This is a genomic window from Oceanobacillus sp. MO10714A, assembly GCF_037072045.1.
Taxonomy (GTDB): domain Bacteria; phylum Bacillota; class Bacilli; order Bacillales; family Amphibacillaceae; genus Oceanobacillus; species Oceanobacillus indicireducens.
This window is the reverse complement of the sequence record NZ_JAXHDC010000001.1, coordinates 129456-144554: the sequence shown is the minus strand read 5'-3', so window position 1 is coordinate 144554 and position 15099 is coordinate 129456. Positions and strand designations below refer to the sequence as shown.

14 protein-coding genes are annotated in these 15099 nt (G+C 39.8%); 2 read left to right on the top strand and 12 right to left on the bottom strand.

Annotated features, from left to right (window positions below):
- Positions 1-11: 11 nt before the first annotated feature.
- The 7 genes from grpE to gpr all read right to left on the bottom strand — a co-directional run bounded on the left by grpE (position 12) and on the right by gpr (position 8113).
- Positions 12-572: a nucleotide exchange factor GrpE gene (gene grpE, locus SPD53_RS00745; RefSeq protein WP_156856828.1), complete on the bottom strand. Its 561-nt coding sequence runs from the start codon at positions 570-572 to the stop codon at positions 12-14.
- A gap of 101 nt (positions 573-673) precedes the next feature.
- Positions 674-1705, bottom strand: coding sequence for a heat-inducible transcriptional repressor HrcA (gene hrcA, locus SPD53_RS00740; protein ID WP_156856843.1), 1032 nt, complete (start codon positions 1703-1705; stop codon positions 674-676).
- Between the two features lie 57 nt (positions 1706-1762).
- Positions 1763-2962 (bottom strand): radical SAM family heme chaperone HemW, encoded by a 1200-nt coding sequence (gene hemW, locus SPD53_RS00735; RefSeq protein ID WP_336251367.1) that lies wholly within the window; start codon positions 2960-2962, stop codon positions 1763-1765.
- Between the two features lie 505 nt (positions 2963-3467).
- Positions 3468-5276, bottom strand: coding sequence for a translation elongation factor 4 (lepA, locus tag SPD53_RS00730; protein WP_336251366.1), 1809 nt, complete (start codon positions 5274-5276; stop codon positions 3468-3470).
- 157 nt (positions 5277-5433) lie between these two features.
- Positions 5434-5769 carry a hypothetical protein gene (locus SPD53_RS00725; RefSeq protein WP_188856485.1) on the bottom strand — a complete coding sequence of 112 codons (336 nt, stop codon included), beginning with the start codon at positions 5767-5769 and terminating at the stop codon, positions 5434-5436.
- A 12-nt stretch (positions 5770-5781) separates the two neighbouring features.
- Entirely contained in the window at positions 5782-6936 is a 1155-nt protein-coding gene (gene spoIIP / locus SPD53_RS00720) for a stage II sporulation protein P (protein WP_188856486.1), read from the bottom strand.
- Positions 6937-7021: 85 nt separating this feature from the next.
- Positions 7022-8113 (bottom strand): GPR endopeptidase, encoded by a 1092-nt coding sequence (gene gpr / locus SPD53_RS00715; RefSeq protein ID WP_336251365.1) that lies wholly within the window; start codon positions 8111-8113, stop codon positions 7022-7024.
- A 218-nt stretch (positions 8114-8331) separates the two neighbouring features.
- Here gpr and rpsT point away from each other — a divergent pair, with 218 nt between their 5' ends.
- Positions 8332-8598: a 30S ribosomal protein S20 gene (gene rpsT / locus SPD53_RS00710; RefSeq protein ID WP_156856834.1), complete on the top strand. Its 267-nt coding sequence runs from the start codon at positions 8332-8334 to the stop codon at positions 8596-8598.
- A gap of 45 nt (positions 8599-8643) precedes the next feature.
- Here rpsT and holA read toward each other — a convergent pair whose 3' ends face one another.
- A complete protein-coding gene (holA, locus tag SPD53_RS00705) occupies positions 8644-9654 on the bottom strand; it encodes a DNA polymerase III subunit delta (RefSeq protein ID WP_336251568.1) in 1011 nt (336 codons plus the stop codon).
- A 784-nt stretch (positions 9655-10438) separates the two neighbouring features.
- Here holA and SPD53_RS00700 point away from each other — a divergent pair.
- The gene (locus tag SPD53_RS00700) at positions 10439-10573 is read left to right on the top strand and encodes a YqzM family protein (RefSeq protein WP_188856489.1); all 135 of its coding nucleotides are present in this window, start codon (positions 10439-10441) and stop codon (positions 10571-10573) included.
- 47 nt (positions 10574-10620) lie between these two features.
- Here SPD53_RS00700 and SPD53_RS00695 read toward each other — a convergent pair whose 3' ends face one another.
- The 4 genes from SPD53_RS00695 to SPD53_RS00680 all read right to left on the bottom strand — a co-directional run bounded on the left by SPD53_RS00695 (position 10621) and on the right by SPD53_RS00680 (position 15097).
- Complete coding sequence (locus SPD53_RS00695) at positions 10621-12906, bottom strand: DNA internalization-related competence protein ComEC/Rec2 (protein WP_336251364.1); 2286 nt, start codon at positions 12904-12906, stop codon at positions 10621-10623.
- A 76-nt stretch (positions 12907-12982) separates the two neighbouring features.
- Positions 12983-13546, bottom strand: coding sequence for a ComE operon protein 2 (locus SPD53_RS00690; protein WP_188856491.1), 564 nt, complete (start codon positions 13544-13546; stop codon positions 12983-12985).
- A 69-nt stretch (positions 13547-13615) separates the two neighbouring features.
- Positions 13616-14221 carry a helix-hairpin-helix domain-containing protein gene (locus SPD53_RS00685; protein WP_336251363.1) on the bottom strand — a complete coding sequence of 202 codons (606 nt, stop codon included), beginning with the start codon at positions 14219-14221 and terminating at the stop codon, positions 13616-13618.
- Between the two features lie 123 nt (positions 14222-14344).
- Positions 14345-15097, bottom strand: coding sequence for a methyltransferase domain-containing protein (locus SPD53_RS00680; protein ID WP_156858039.1), 753 nt, complete (start codon positions 15095-15097; stop codon positions 14345-14347).
- Positions 15098-15099: the final 2 nt, after the last annotated feature.

The window sequence follows — 15099 nt, the reverse complement described above, 5'->3', positions numbered from 1 at the left end:
GACTGAATCACTTATTTATTAACTTTAACCATAGATGGTCGGATCACGCGATCTTTTAACATATACCCTTTTTGTAATTCCTCAACAATGTGGTTTGATTCGTGAGCTTCATCTTCAACTTGCAGCACAGCATGATGCAAGTTTGGATCGAATTCTTTACCCTCCGTCTCAATAACTTCCACCCCATTGTTTGTCAGGACATCTTGCAATTGACGGTAAACCATGGAAATCCCTTCAATCAGATTACTCGTAGCTTCCGTCTGTTCTACTTGTAGGGCTCGTTCAAAGTTATCAAGCACTGGTAGCAAGTCATTCACGATATCTTGAGCCTTATACTTCCGCTCAGCTTCTTTTTCCTTTTGCGTACGTCTTTTGAAGTTATCATATTCTGCCTGCAATCTAAGTAAGCGATCGTATAAATCATCTTTCTCTTTTTGAAGTGCTGCAAATTCATCATCATTAGCAGCTGTTTCTTCATCCGTAATAACTTCTTGCTCAGCTTCTTCGACAACATCCGCCTCTTCTGCTTTTATTTCTTCATTTGCTTGTGCTTGCTCTTTATTCTCTGCCACAAGCGACACCTCCACTCACTATATTTCCGTAAAAAACCAGCAGAAATGGTGGTAGGGAATTATAGACACAGGTGCCTTCCCCTGCCACGCATCGAAACTGCTCACTCTTTGTCCTTATACCACATATATAAGGTATTTGTCATTTCATTCGACAATCCTTTTAGTAACGAAATAACTTTACGATACTCCATTCGTTTCGGACCGAGCAGTGCAATTGTACCAATCTGCTCTTCCTCATGACGGAGGGATGAAGTGATCAAACTGAAATCTTTAATTGCTTCTACTTCATTTTCATTCCCAATCGTCACTTCAATACCTGGGGTCGAATCCTTAAGTAACTTAATGAGCTCATCTTCTTTATCCATCAAAGTATAAAAAGAGCGTACTTTGTCGATATCATTAAATTCAGGCTGCATCAGCATGTTCGATGTGCCGCTCACATATACCTTCACTGGATAATCCGTTAAAAAAATCGCTTTTAAATACTTCAAAGAGTTTTCGTAATCATCCAGATAGCGTTTCATAATGTCCGCCATTTCAGTATAAAATATATTTTGGAGCTTCACAATCGGAATCCCGACCAGCTTCTGATTAATAATATTTACGAGCTTTTCCAAGTCAGAAGCATTAATTGCTTCTGGCAATGAAACCATTCGGTGTTCGACATGTCCCGTATTTGTAATCAATATCGCAACAGCAGTCTGCGAAGAAAGTGGCACAATCTGCAGTTGCTTTAATTGGGTTTCAAAAATTTCAGGACCGAGAATGATTGCTGTATAACTCGTCAGCTCTGATAAAATCTCAGCCGACATCTGAACAATTTGCTCAAATTCATAGATGCCTTCTTGCACTAACTTGCTGACGATTCCACGATATTTATTATGAGAAACTGGTTTAATTAAATGGTCGACATAGTAACGATACCCTTTTTCAGATGGAATTCGTCCAGATGATGAATGCATCTTCTCAAGAAATCCAAGTTCTTCCAAATCCGCCATTTCATTACGGATTGTTGCAGCACTAAAAGGAATGGTTCCTTTTTTAGCTAGCACCCGCGAACCAACAGGATGGGCAGTGTCTATAAAGTCATCAATTATAACCTGTAATAATAATAGTTGCCTCTCAGTCAGCATGATGTTCACCTCTGTTAGCACTCCAACTTCTCGAGTGCTAATTCTATTTATAAACTATCAAATCGGCAGGTTTTTGTCAATAAACTTAGCTCTCCTCATTTTTTCTTCGAGTTCTTGATCGTCAAGGATAAATTCTTCAAATACAAGATTTGCTAGTAGCATCCCCTCATCCGTTAATTTCCAAACACCTTGTTTTACGGTGAGTAATCCTTGTCCTATCAACTTCTTAAGCTGTTCGCTGTAAAAGTCTTTTAAAGAAAGACCAAATTTATGCTGGAAAATCCGTTCATCATATCCGGCATTTTTCCGGAGTCCGAGCATTAATTCCTCTTCAATTTCCTCCCTTACTCCGATCTTATCAATTTCAAGGATCGGCTTTTCTCCACTTCCTGCTTTTTCGATATAAATAGGTAATGGACGAAGGTTGGCAATTCGCTTACCTGGAACATATCCAGATGCCCCCGCACCAAATCCATAATAATACTCATTATTCCAGTATGTTAAGTTATGCTTACTTTCAAACCCTGGCTTTGCAAAATTACTGATTTCGTATTGTTTCACTCCGTTTGCTGCCATCGACTCTTTTAAAATTTGGTACATTGTTACCTCATCTTCTTCACGCGGTCGGTGCAACAGTCCTTTTTTATGCCGTTTGTAAAAAACGGTTTGCGGTTCGATTTGCAGGGCGTAAGTGGAATAATGCGGTAACTTAAATTGCAGCGCTTCCTTCAATGATTGTTGGAATTGTTCCACCGATTGATTTGGGAGTGCATAAATTAAGTCAAGGCTTATATTCGTAAACTCTTTTTTCGAGAGAATATTTACGGTTTGATAAACATCTTTTACTCGGTGGACCCGGCCCAGCTGTGCCAACATGTCATCGTCCATCACTTGAACGCCAAATGAAATTCGATTGATTCCGTACGCTTTTAATATATCCGCTTTCTCTTCGTCTATATCCCCGGGATTTAATTCAATAGTGAATTCTTCTAATCCGGCTATATCAAACTTCCGGTGCAACATCTCGAACATCCATATTAATTGCTCTTTATCCAATGCGGTCGGTGTTCCCCCACCGATATAAATGGTACGAAGTTTATTCCCATCTCCGGGAATATAGCTCTCGATTTCTTTCTCGAGTGCGTGTAAATACTCTGTAGCACGTTTCTCGGTATAATAATATTTAACGAAATTGCAATAATGACACATTTGTTTACAAAACGGAATATGGATATATGCTGATTGTATGCAACTCATCGTGTACCTCTTTTCCTTATTTGAAGAATCCGGACGAAAAGGAAAAGCCTGAGAGCGTTTCGCTTTCAAGCTTTTCTTATCACATAGGAAACTATAAAACATAAATGCTGTGGATAAATAAGATATCCAGGGCTGGCCACGTCCGCTCTGCGCCCAGCAAAGCCCAAATGAATTACTTCTTGAGTAAACTTCTACGAGTAATCTTCTTGCGGCTTTGCGAGGAGTGTTTCTTCGCCGAGTATGCTTGCAACACGACGAGCAACTATCAAACTTCACACTCCTCCAATCGATAAGTCAACATCAACTCAAAACTAAAGGAGGGCCGTTTAAATTCGGGCTAAAGCCCAACTCACGTCTACCCCTAAAGAGGCATGTTTCCTTTATCTCATTCCGGAGTGCTCCAGTTTGTACGTTGCTACGACGCACAGGATGTGCTAGTGCAGGTGTAGCGACAGGACGTCGCGTTTTTAACCTGCAAGGGCGCTTCCGCCTTTGTTAATGTCATCTATTCATCATCCATTTCTAATACTGCCATGAACGCTTCTTGAGGCACTTCCACGGATCCGACCATTTTCATCCGCTTCTTACCTTCTTTCTGCTTCTCTAATAGTTTTCGTTTCCGACTGACGTCTCCGCCATATAGTTTCGCTGTAACATCTTTTCTAACGGCTTTTATCGTCGAACGGGCAACTATTTTATTTCCAATCGCCGCCTGAACCGGAACTTCAAACTGTTGACGTGGAATAAGTTTCTTCAGTTTTTCAACAATTTGTTTACCGCGTTCATACGCAAAGTCCCTGTGCACGATAAAGGATAGTGCGTCGATTGTTTCATGGTTCAACAAGATGTCCATCTTAACAAGTTGGGATTCTTTGTAACCAATAAATTCATAATCAAAGGAAGCATAGCCTTTTGTGCTCGATTTTAGCTGATCGAAGAAGTCATAAACGATTTCAGATAAAGGAATATGATAAATAACATTCACTCGAATATCATCTAAATAGTCCATATTAATAAATTGCCCGCGTTTCCTCTGGGCAATTTCCATAACTGCACCAACGAAATCATTCGGTACCATTATAGTTGCTTCTACGAAAGGTTCGCTTATTGACTCAATCACTTGAGGATCTGGCATATCTGCGGGATTATCGACAACGAGTTTCTCGCCATTCGTCTTCATGACTTCGAAAATAACACTAGGTGCTGTCGTGATTAAATCAATGCCGAACTCCCTTTCAATCCGTTCTTGAATAATCTCCATATGAAGCAGACCTAAAAATCCGCAACGGAAACCGAAGCCTAAAGCTTGGGAAGTCTCAGCTTCATATTGCAAGGAAGAATCATTCAATTCTAAACGTTCCAGCGCTTCTCGCAAGTCATTATAATTATTGGATTCTACGGGATAAAGACCACAGAAAACCATCGGATTCAAGCGGCGGTAACCTGGTAATGCTTCTTTTGCTGGACGGTTGACTAACGTAACGGTGTCACCGACTTGCGTGTCTCCAACATTTTTCATTGAAGCTGTAAAATAACCGACATCCCCTACTACTAATTCATCTGTAGATGTGATTTTCGGCTTAAACACACCGACATCATTCACTTCGAATTCTTTATCTGTCGAGAACATTTTAATTTTATCCCCGACTTTCATGGAACCTTCCTTAATACAAACGTAGGCAACTACACCCCGGTAAGGGTCATAAAGCGAGTCGAAAATAAGTGCTTTTAGAGGGTCAGCCGGATTACCAGCTGGCGGTGGAATTACTTCTGTTACCCGCTCTAAAATGTCTTCAATTCCAATATTAGATTTAGCCGATGCAAGAATAACTTCATCTGGATCGATGCCCAACACATCTTCCAGCTCCTGCTTCACTCTATCTGTATCCGCATTCGGTAAGTCAATCTTATTAATGACTGGAATGATTTCCAGGTCATTCTCCATGGCAAGATAGACGTTTGCTAAAGTTTGGGCTTCAATTCCTTGTGCGGCGTCCACAACTAGAATTGCCCCTTCACAAGCTGCAAGACTCCGCGATACTTCATATGTGAAATCGACGTGCCCCGGTGTATCGATTAAATGAAAGGTAAAATCCTCGCCTTTTTTACTTGTATATTCGAGCTGAACGGCATTTAATTTAATCGTTATTCCGCGTTCACGCTCCAAGTCCATTCCATCGAGGATTTGTTCTTTCATTTCTCGTTTGGAAATTGCCTTTGTGTTTTCTAAGATACGGTCAGCCAGCGTTGACTTCCCGTGATCGATATGGGCAATGATAGAAAAATTACGTACGTTTCTTTGTTCTTTCACCATTCCTGTTGTTCACTCCTACAACCCGATTTAGCTTGATTGTTCCTTTGCCGGGCATATAAATTTGGTGATAAATGCTAGCATTGATTATAGCAATTGAGACAAGGATATTCAAGAACAAACGTATGCCAAACGCCATTTACACGAAGGTTTTACTTTTTTAGTAAAACAATCTTGATACTTGGTATAGTAGTTCGACGACGATTTCATAGAAGAAGTTTACGATTGTTTCAAGTGCTGAGGCCGCTTTATAGGCTGGGGTTGAGTCGGTTGGGGTGAGTGTAGTTTCTTCGATAGGTTCGTATGTGTTTCCGACTTCCACTGCCCGCCGTTCCTCTGCCTCAATGTTTGGTTGTTCTTCATTTGGTTGCTCTTCCCGTACTTCTGCAACCTCTCTTGGCTGCTCCTCATAAGCGCTTCTCTCCTGGTTGACTCCATATAAAGCGCCCCCCAAAAAGCAAACGGCAAATAATAATAAGATGGTAATGAAACGCATTTTCTCTCCCCCTTAGTTTCCTTGTACAGCTTCGGCATCCCAGTAATGATCACTGAAAACGTCAACTAGCGCTTGAACCGTCCGATATGTTTCTTCTAATGTATTATCAACTCCGCCGATTTCAAGAACCAATAGATTTTCTGACAGGTCTTGGTTATAGACACCATTATTATTGGCCCCGCCTTGAGGAACGACTCCTCGACTTAAACCGGGATATTTTTCTTCTAGTTTATTATGCAGACTTTCAGCTAGTTCGAAATTCTTTTGAAAGGAAGGATTATCTTGCCCAATAACGAACATGATACGAGCATAGATTTCTCCATTCACTTCTTTTGTCGTAACATCTCGCGGCATGCTATCTCGGTGGATATCAAATGCATATTTCAAGTCTCCGTGCTGGGAAAATGCTTCCGCTACAACTTCTCGCGATGCGTCATAAGACTTCCAATATTCCCAACCCCTATCCAAAAGCACTTCACCAATAATATCTGTATCGTCTACAATTGCTCCGATTCCTTTTTTAGCCAAATCTTCCTTCATTCGCTCAGAAACTTTTGTAATATTTATCTCCCCGTGATGGGCAAGGTTAGAATCATCCACATCAGGTAAATGCGGCAAGAACGCTTCCCGGTTATGTGTGTTATAAATAAACACCGTATCCTGTAACTCTTCCGCTTCTTCTGGCGGCGCTTCTTCTGTTTCTTCTGTTTCCTCATTTTCTTCGTAAACAGCTTGCCTCTCCTCTAATACATCTTCCAGTGGGAAACTTGATTCAACTGGTAAATTGGAATAATCCGTTCCTTCTCCCGCAATTAGTATTTCTCTGTCGTATCTTGAAAATCCCGGTAGTTCATTACCAAGTAAACTTCGGAAATCTTGTGGTTTAATACTTGTCACTAATTGAAATAAACTTTTGGAAAGTGTATGTAGTTGATTATGTTCTTCGTAATGAAGCATGAGCGCTCTATTTTCCATGCCTAATAAATTCAGAAAAACGGAACCGTCAATATCACTAGTCCACTTTGAAATCATACTGGACGATAATCGGTTGGCAGGTGGCGTTGTTGTCATATAACCAACAATGACAAAGATAAGGAAAAAGCTTGCTGCTAAAGCTAAGAGCTTTCGTACTCGTCCAAATGACCGATTATTTTTAGAATAAAACATGATTCTACCCCCCTGATTTCCTGTACAATTAACTCTATGACAGAAATCTAGTTGGTAGAACCATGTTTTCTAGTAAATATAGTAATTATCTTGTAAAGCTCGCAGATTCACTTCCATCAATATTCTCATGCAGGGCATGGTTTATTCCTTCTGCCAACAGATGAGCCATATCGAGCATGAATCCATCTACTTCTTTCGGCGTAACCATCAAGTTATGACCAATCGGGGTCAGAACCTCGGAAATTAGCTGCCTTTTCTCTTCCTCTGTTAAACCTCCTACAATTCCAAGTACTGTCTTACGTTGTTCAGAATCAGGAAGGTCTTCCTCCGTAAACTTCTTTGAACCAAATGCAAGCCCACCTGGCGTTAATGCTTTACTTGGTAAATCTTTTTCTTTCCATTCCCTACCAAAATGTTTCAATAAAAAATCGATTGTATCACTCGTAATCGTTACCGCGTCAACAACCGTCGGTACTCCAATTGCTATAACCGGGATTCCGAGTGTGTCTTTACTAAGTTCTTTTCGTTTATTCCCTACCCCAGAACCGGGGTGAATCCCCGAATCAGACAATTGTATCGTTTCATTTACTCGTTCAATCGACCGAGCGGCAAGTGCGTCAATCGCGATGACAAAATCTGGATCAAACTTCTCAACAATCCCTAGCACAATGTCACTCGTTTCAATTCCTGTCACTCCCATGACTCCAGGAGTGACAGATGCGACTGGGCGATAACCCTCTGTCACAGTCTCGTAATCAAGCCTAAAAAGATGACTTGTGACCAAGATTTTTTCAGCTGTCATTGGGCCGAGTGCATCTGGTGTAACATTCCAATTCCCAAGACCTACAATTAACCCTTCCGCATCTTGCGGGACATCGTTCTTCTTTAATAAGTTACGGAGTTCCATCGCAAGAATATCTGCCGCTGCCTTTTGCCTTTTTGTATCCTGCGACTTGACTCCATCCGCATAAATCGTGACATATGCACCTTCTTTTTTTCCAATTTGTTTTGCACCCGCTGCATCTATATCTACGTAAGAAATCCTTATCCCATCTTGGTCTCTGTCTTTAACGATGACCCCTTGAATCTCACTTGCTGGTTTTTCTTGCTCTACATACATATCCCTTGCTTCTACCGCTAAGTCTGTACGAACTTGATAATTTTTCTTATCGTCCATTCCGCTCTTCCTCCAGTAATTACAAATATTTTTCCTGTTATCCTTAGAATGAACGAAAGTGCTATGATTCATGCACGAAAGATAATATAATAATTCTGTTGAAAACTTAAGCCTAGTTTGGTAAAATTACTTTGTTAATGAAAAAGCGATACGAAGAGATGGTTGAAAAATAAAAATGCTTTTATTAACCACCCAATTCTTCTATAGGAGGTGACATCATGGCTAACATTAAATCTGCTATCAAACGTGTACGTACTAATGATAAGAAACGTTCGCTGAACCTAGCAAAAAAATCTGACATGCGTACTGCCATTAAACAGGTAGAAAAGTATGTAGAAGCAAATGATGTGGAAAATGCTAAAACAGCACTAAATGCAACAATCAAGAAGATTGATAAAGTTGTCCAAAAAGGTATTATTCACAAAAATAATGGAGAGCGTCATAAAACTCGTTTAATTAAAAAAGTGAATAATCTAGGTGCATAAATAAAAAACGATCCAAGCGCTGGATCGTTTTTTTTTATTTTTCCTTTATGCTGTTTCAATTAAATCATATAGCATTAATTCAAATGCCATCTCTTTCTCCATTTTTCCTGATTTTATCGTTGCATCTGTGTCTGCCAGCTGAATGATAATGCGTTCTAACTTATCTACAGTGAATTGACGTTCCCGGTTTAGAGCAATTTTTACAACGTAAGGGTGTACTCCAAGCTGTTTTTGCATTTGAAACTGACTATACCCCTGCTGCTTTAATAATTTCACCCGTAATATCGAACGAAATTGGAACGCGATTAAGGAGATCATCGCAATCGGCTCTTCTTTCATTTTTAATAGATCTTTAAAAATCCGGATTGCTTTATGTAAATCCTTTTCAATCACTGCGTCTACTAAACGCAATGCCGAACTTGTCGTCGTATGAGAGACAAGCTCTTCGGCAATATCTTTTGTTACTTCACCGTTCGGACCAACATAAAGTGCTAGCTTCTGCAGTTCATTTTCCAATTGATGCAGATTGTTCGATAGCTCAGCCTCCATTATTTCATACGCTTCATCATTAATTGTCACTTGCAATTGGCTTGCGATAGAGTTTACCCATTGTTTTAAATCATTATCTTTGATTGGATTGCAAGCAGCAACGGTTGCATGCTTTTTCAGCAGCTTACTTATTTTCTTTCGTTCATCAATTTTCTCATATGGAGCTATGATGACGAGAACCGTATAATCAACAGGTGCTGCTAGATACCGTTCAAGTGCAAGCAGATCGTGTTCGAAAGTTAATTTATCAGGTTTCGCTTTTAAAAAGACCGGATTTTCAGCAATAACCAATTTCCGTTCACTAAAAAATGGATACGTTTCTGCATCCCCTACAGCCGCCTCTATTGGTACTTCTTCCAGGTCATAGACAGCTAAACTATCCTCATCATTTGCTGCTACCTTTTCAATTAATTGCTGTTTCAATTGTTGGAGGAAAAAGCTTTCGGAACCATAGAAAAAATAAATTGGTGCGATTTGTTTTTTCTTAATTTGTTTCAATACTTCCATATATGACACGCAGAACCACTCCAGTTATGTATGTTGCTACTTTTGATTGTATCATAACAATGAGGCACAATATATCAAAGAACTAATTTTATTTCTTCCAGCAACTTACTCAACCTGCGCAGCCTAAAATAACTAGGAAATTCCCTTTATAAAATCCAAAAAGTCTATTAATCGCTTTCATACAGCGTAAGTGTCTAGCTCTTTCAGTTTTTTTTGGCGTTCTAATTACCGTTCAGTTGCCCGGCGGACGGATGCTTTCCACGGGCACGGCCTCAGCCTCCTCGGAAGAAAAGCGCTTCCTGCGGGGTCTTCGGACTCGTGCTTTTCCCGTTGGAGTCACCGTCCGCCGGGCAACTGAACTGGTAGAGAGGGTTATTATTAATGGAAACTAACCCACCACTATAATAAGCGATCTAATTCCTAAAATGAAAAATAGCGTTCCAAACTAGGGCATTCCTCGGAGCAGTCCAGACACCTCGAGACTCCTGCAGGAGGATAGGCATAGGTGAGACCCCGCAGGGCGACAGCCCGAGGAGGCTCACCAGCCGCCTGCGGAAAGCGAGAGGTGTCTGGACTGCGAACCTCCAGGTAAGAGTTGCACTTACGCCGTATGAAAGCTTCTGTGGTTTATTTTATGGATTGTGATATACCCCGTCCGACTTCGAGTGCTTGATAGGATAAACTAATTTTAGTATTTAGATGCGAAAATAGAGCAACTTATATTACAAGTGGATTTTTCATTCTTTTTATCTTATACTAGTGTTGGATGACAAGGAGGGGTATGATGAACGAATTTGAAAATAATCCACAATCTAAAAATAATGACGTGATCGATTCAGGATTTGGTTTTGTGTTTTCATTTTTATTCTTTTTCCTAATTTTTGCGATTGGGGTCGTGTTTAACGTTATCGGTAGCTAAAAATAAAAGCATTCCAAAAAGAGACTGAAAATTATTCAGTCTCTTTTTTAATACGGTAAAAATGTTTCGAACCGTGCCTCATCTTCACCAAATATATATTGTACGGCTCCGTGCTTGTCCGTGCGAAAAATTCGGATACCTAGTTCTTCTAATGTTTCAATTACCTCTTTCGTTGGGTGCCCGTATGAATTACCTCTCCCAACAGAAATAAATGCATCATTACTTTGAAGGGATTGCAGAAATAACGGATTGGATGATGTATTACTGCCATGATGAGCTATTTTAATAACATCTGCCTGAACTTGATAGTGCTTCATAATTTCCAATTCCTCTGCTTCGCCTATATCCCCAGTGAACAACCAGCTGCGACCACCAATTTCTGTAAAAAGCACCAAAGAATTTTCATTGGCATCCTGTTTATCTACTACAGGAGAGACCACCGTAAAGGGCTGTCCTTGAATATTAATCGTACTTCCAACCTCGATGCGTTGTAATGGAACTTGATGATCCATAAGCTTTTGCATCAACTTCGGTTCAAATACATAGTAATCGCTGACATAAACTTCTTTCACAACTCCATCCTCTATCATAAATTCAAGACTTCCGAAATGATCAAGGTCTTCATGGGATATAAACAATGCATCTATTTCATGAATTCCCCGAGACCGCATATAAGGCTTAATGATCCGTTCATACACGGTTGGTGAAGGTTCCATATCAGTAAAAGAGAAGCTTGCACCAGCATCAATCATAATCACACCTTCTCGGTACGGTAATTCAATAATAAAAGCATCACCCTGTCCAATATCTAACATCGTTACAGTTCCTTTGGCCGAAAAGTAAGGAGCAGCTGCATAGCCAGTTAATACAAGCGTAAGAAGGCTAAATCCGATGAAAGCTTCCTTCAATCTCTCTCTTTCCACCAAGACGAGACTCACCACTAAACAGAGATAGTAACAAATAAAAAAAGCAACAGGTAAATCAGATACATACAAAGGGTAATTAAAGTATTCATCCACCCATTCAATAAATAAAAGCACATTATAATGAATACCGGTAAATAATATATCGAAAGCATGTAATATGGATTCTGGCAAAAAAGAAAATAATAAAAAGAAAAACATAAACGGAATAACAAAAATAGAAAAATACGGGATAATTACTAGATTCAATAGAATCGATAACGGTTGAAAAAGGGAAAAGTAATTGAGCTGGATTGGAAGAATAACCATCTGGGATATAAAACTGATAATCAACACCTGGTAAAATGAGGATGATACAAGGGACAACCATTTACGCGTAAGGATAATTCCAAATGTGACGAGGAACGAAAACTGAAACCCTATATGATAAATGATAAACCGGTCAAAGAGAAGCAACAGGATAAAAACGACACTAATGATATCGAGTGCAGTCACTGAAATTTTCATTCGCCTTAAAATGATGAACAAAACAACCATTGCACTTGCACGTAGCACAGATGGTTCACCACCAGCAAGTACAGCATAAAGCGGTAAAAATAACAAGACAACAAGTTCTGCTTTCTCCCTCGTCATGGCTGATGTTTTAATAAGTAAAAAATAGACGAGTCCTACAACAATCCCTATATGCAGTCCGGAAATCGCAAGTATATGGGATAGTCCCCAATCCTGGAACAATCGAATGACCGATGGATCAATCCTAGAATCATCACCCAAAACAAGCGCATTGACCCAAGCAGCAGTATAATCACTGATATTTTCTGGTGCTTGATGCAATAAGAGCTGGCGGAGGTAAATAAATCTGTGCCAGAAGGAAGCACCGACACAATCGATATCCGTTAGATCATGAACAACAATCTGTTTCGTAATTTCCTTCTTTAATAGGAATTGTCGGTAATCAAATTCACCGGGATTGCTTGCACCTTCCGGGTATTCGATTTTACCATGAACGATACATTCAGCCCCGTATTTCAACAAAGCTGTTTCATTAGGAGCGATTTCCCTCTCGTCAGGGAAATAAATCACCAGCACGTTATCGGCGGTTGTATCGTCTTCTACAACAAGTTCAATTTTATTTTCTTGAATAATCGGTGAGCGGATTATTTTCCCTTGAAGAAATGTGGAGTCGTTGGAGTTTTTCTGTGAAGATATATCTGCCTCTACGTGTGGCAGATAATAAAAGAAAAAGAGGTAGGAAATAATAGATAGGAGTAATGGTAATATTTTCAACCGATGACTAGCAAACAAATATGCGAGCCAAAGAAACATCAAGATAAACAAGTTCCACTCAAACAAAACAGATATTGCAGCTACTAGTGCTGATAATGCTACAATATGCCAGTAACCTTTCATTTTACAATCTCCTTTTAGAACAGCCCAAATTCCTCTTCCACAGGAATGATTTGGACTGTCCGTGATAAAGGGGAGTCTATTCGTTCAAGAATAGTCGCTCTACTTCTTCTTTGAACTCTTGTACTTCATTGTCTTCTCCATTCTCAGCCAATTTTGTATATAACTTTTCAACGAGTTCTTGTTTTTCCTTGTAATGTGTGTCAAATGTGAGATAGTCTAAAGTAACTTTCACCGTTTTTACGCCTGTTTGTTCAAATAATTCGATCGCATAAGGATGATTTCGATAATCCTGTGCATAATAAACGGTTCGAATTCCGCTTTGAATGAGCTGTTTACAGCACTGCAGACAAGGGAAATGTGTTACATAGATATCGGCTCCTTCCGTCGGGACACCGAATTTTGCACATTGTAAAAGTGCGTTGGCTTCCGCATGAACAGTTCTTACACAGTGTCCGTCAATTACGTAACATCCTTCATCTATACAGTGTACACTTCCTGATACACTGCCATTATAACCGCCCGCAATGATTCTTTTATCCCGGACAATCGTTGCACCGACCATAAGTCGTTCGCATGTACTTCTTAATGCCAATAGATGGCTTTGTGCCATAAAATATTGATCCCATGAAATTCTTTTCAATCGTAACCCCCCCAACTGTTTCTATTACCCTAGTTTACCTGTCAACTCTATTTTTCGTCAATCCATACTTTACGGGACTTGAATTTGATCAATGAAATTAGCTAATGTTTTTTCACCAATTCCTGAAATATCCAGAAGATCCTCTGCCTGTTGAAACAATCCGTTTTCTTCCCGGTATTGAATAATTGCTTGGGCTTTGGCGGGACCAATTCCATTTAATGATTCTATCTCTTCTTGACTTGCATCATTAATGCGAATCTTTCCTTCCGCTTCTCCATCAGCTGGGCTTGCAGGATTTGCCCCCGATTCTTCCCCTTGCTTATATACAATGAGAGACATTTCATCATGGACTTTTTGCGCAAGATTGATAAGCTGAACATCTGCATCTTCTGTAAATCCACCAGCGATTTCAATTACATCATTCACACGGGCATCCGGACTCATCTCATACACTCCAGGCTTCTTTACTTCTCCTTTAATATCAATAATTACATTTTCAAAAGTCGTCTCCTGTTCCTCTGCCGGGCCAATGATTGCTTCGGCATCTTCCCCTGCCGCATGGAGGTTGTTTGGCTTGCTCTCTTCTTTCACAGATTTACCAGTTATGAAGAAAAAAAGTAGTACTGCTAGACCAATTCCAGCAACGAATATTATTTTCTTTTTGGCATCTGACATAGTGGGGTCACATCCTTAGATGGGGAAATACTTATGTGGAATAGACAGTTTAGGGGGCTTAATCATATGGTTCGACATCGAACGTTAAACTCCTGCCTACAGAAAAACCTCAAGATAATTGAATTATCTCGAGGTTTTTCTTGCGGAAAAGAAAATTCTTGCAGCATCATCAGCGATGCTTTCATCATTTACTGCAAAATCGGCATACACTTTAACATTTTCAAAGCCGCTCTGTTGTAAAATTTCTTTGTAAAAATTGATAGAAAATGTCCGTTGATGATGCTGTTCGTCAAATCGTTCATACAATCCATCCTGCAAATAATAAAAGGTTAGGTCATGATACATTTCCCCAACTTCTTCGCCCGGAATACAAAACCAGATATAAGAAGCTTCATCGGTTACTTCCGCAAATGTTTCATTAACATAGTAATCCAAAATAAATGGTAAATGATGAACATCGAAGAGAAATAAACCACCTGGCTTCAATAGATTAAATACATGCTGAAATGTTTTGCGGATTTCTTCTGGTTCCGTTATATAATTGATAACATCACAGTAACTGATGGCAAGATCGTAATCTCTCAGTCCTGAAAGCTCTCTGATATCTTGATGCAACCAATTGACTGTAATCTTATTTGCACTCGCTTTATGTTCAGCATACGTAAGCATTTCCGCAGAATAATCAATCCCGGTCATCTCATAGCCTCTTTCAGCAAGTCTAGTCGTTATTTCTCCAGTACCACAGCCAAGATCGGCAATCCGCTTTACGTGAGTTTTGGAAAAACGAATCATTTCCTCCGTAAAATCCACCCATTGTTCGTAGGGGGCGTGAGTCATTAAATGATCATATACTTCAGCCATGCGCCGATACACCATCA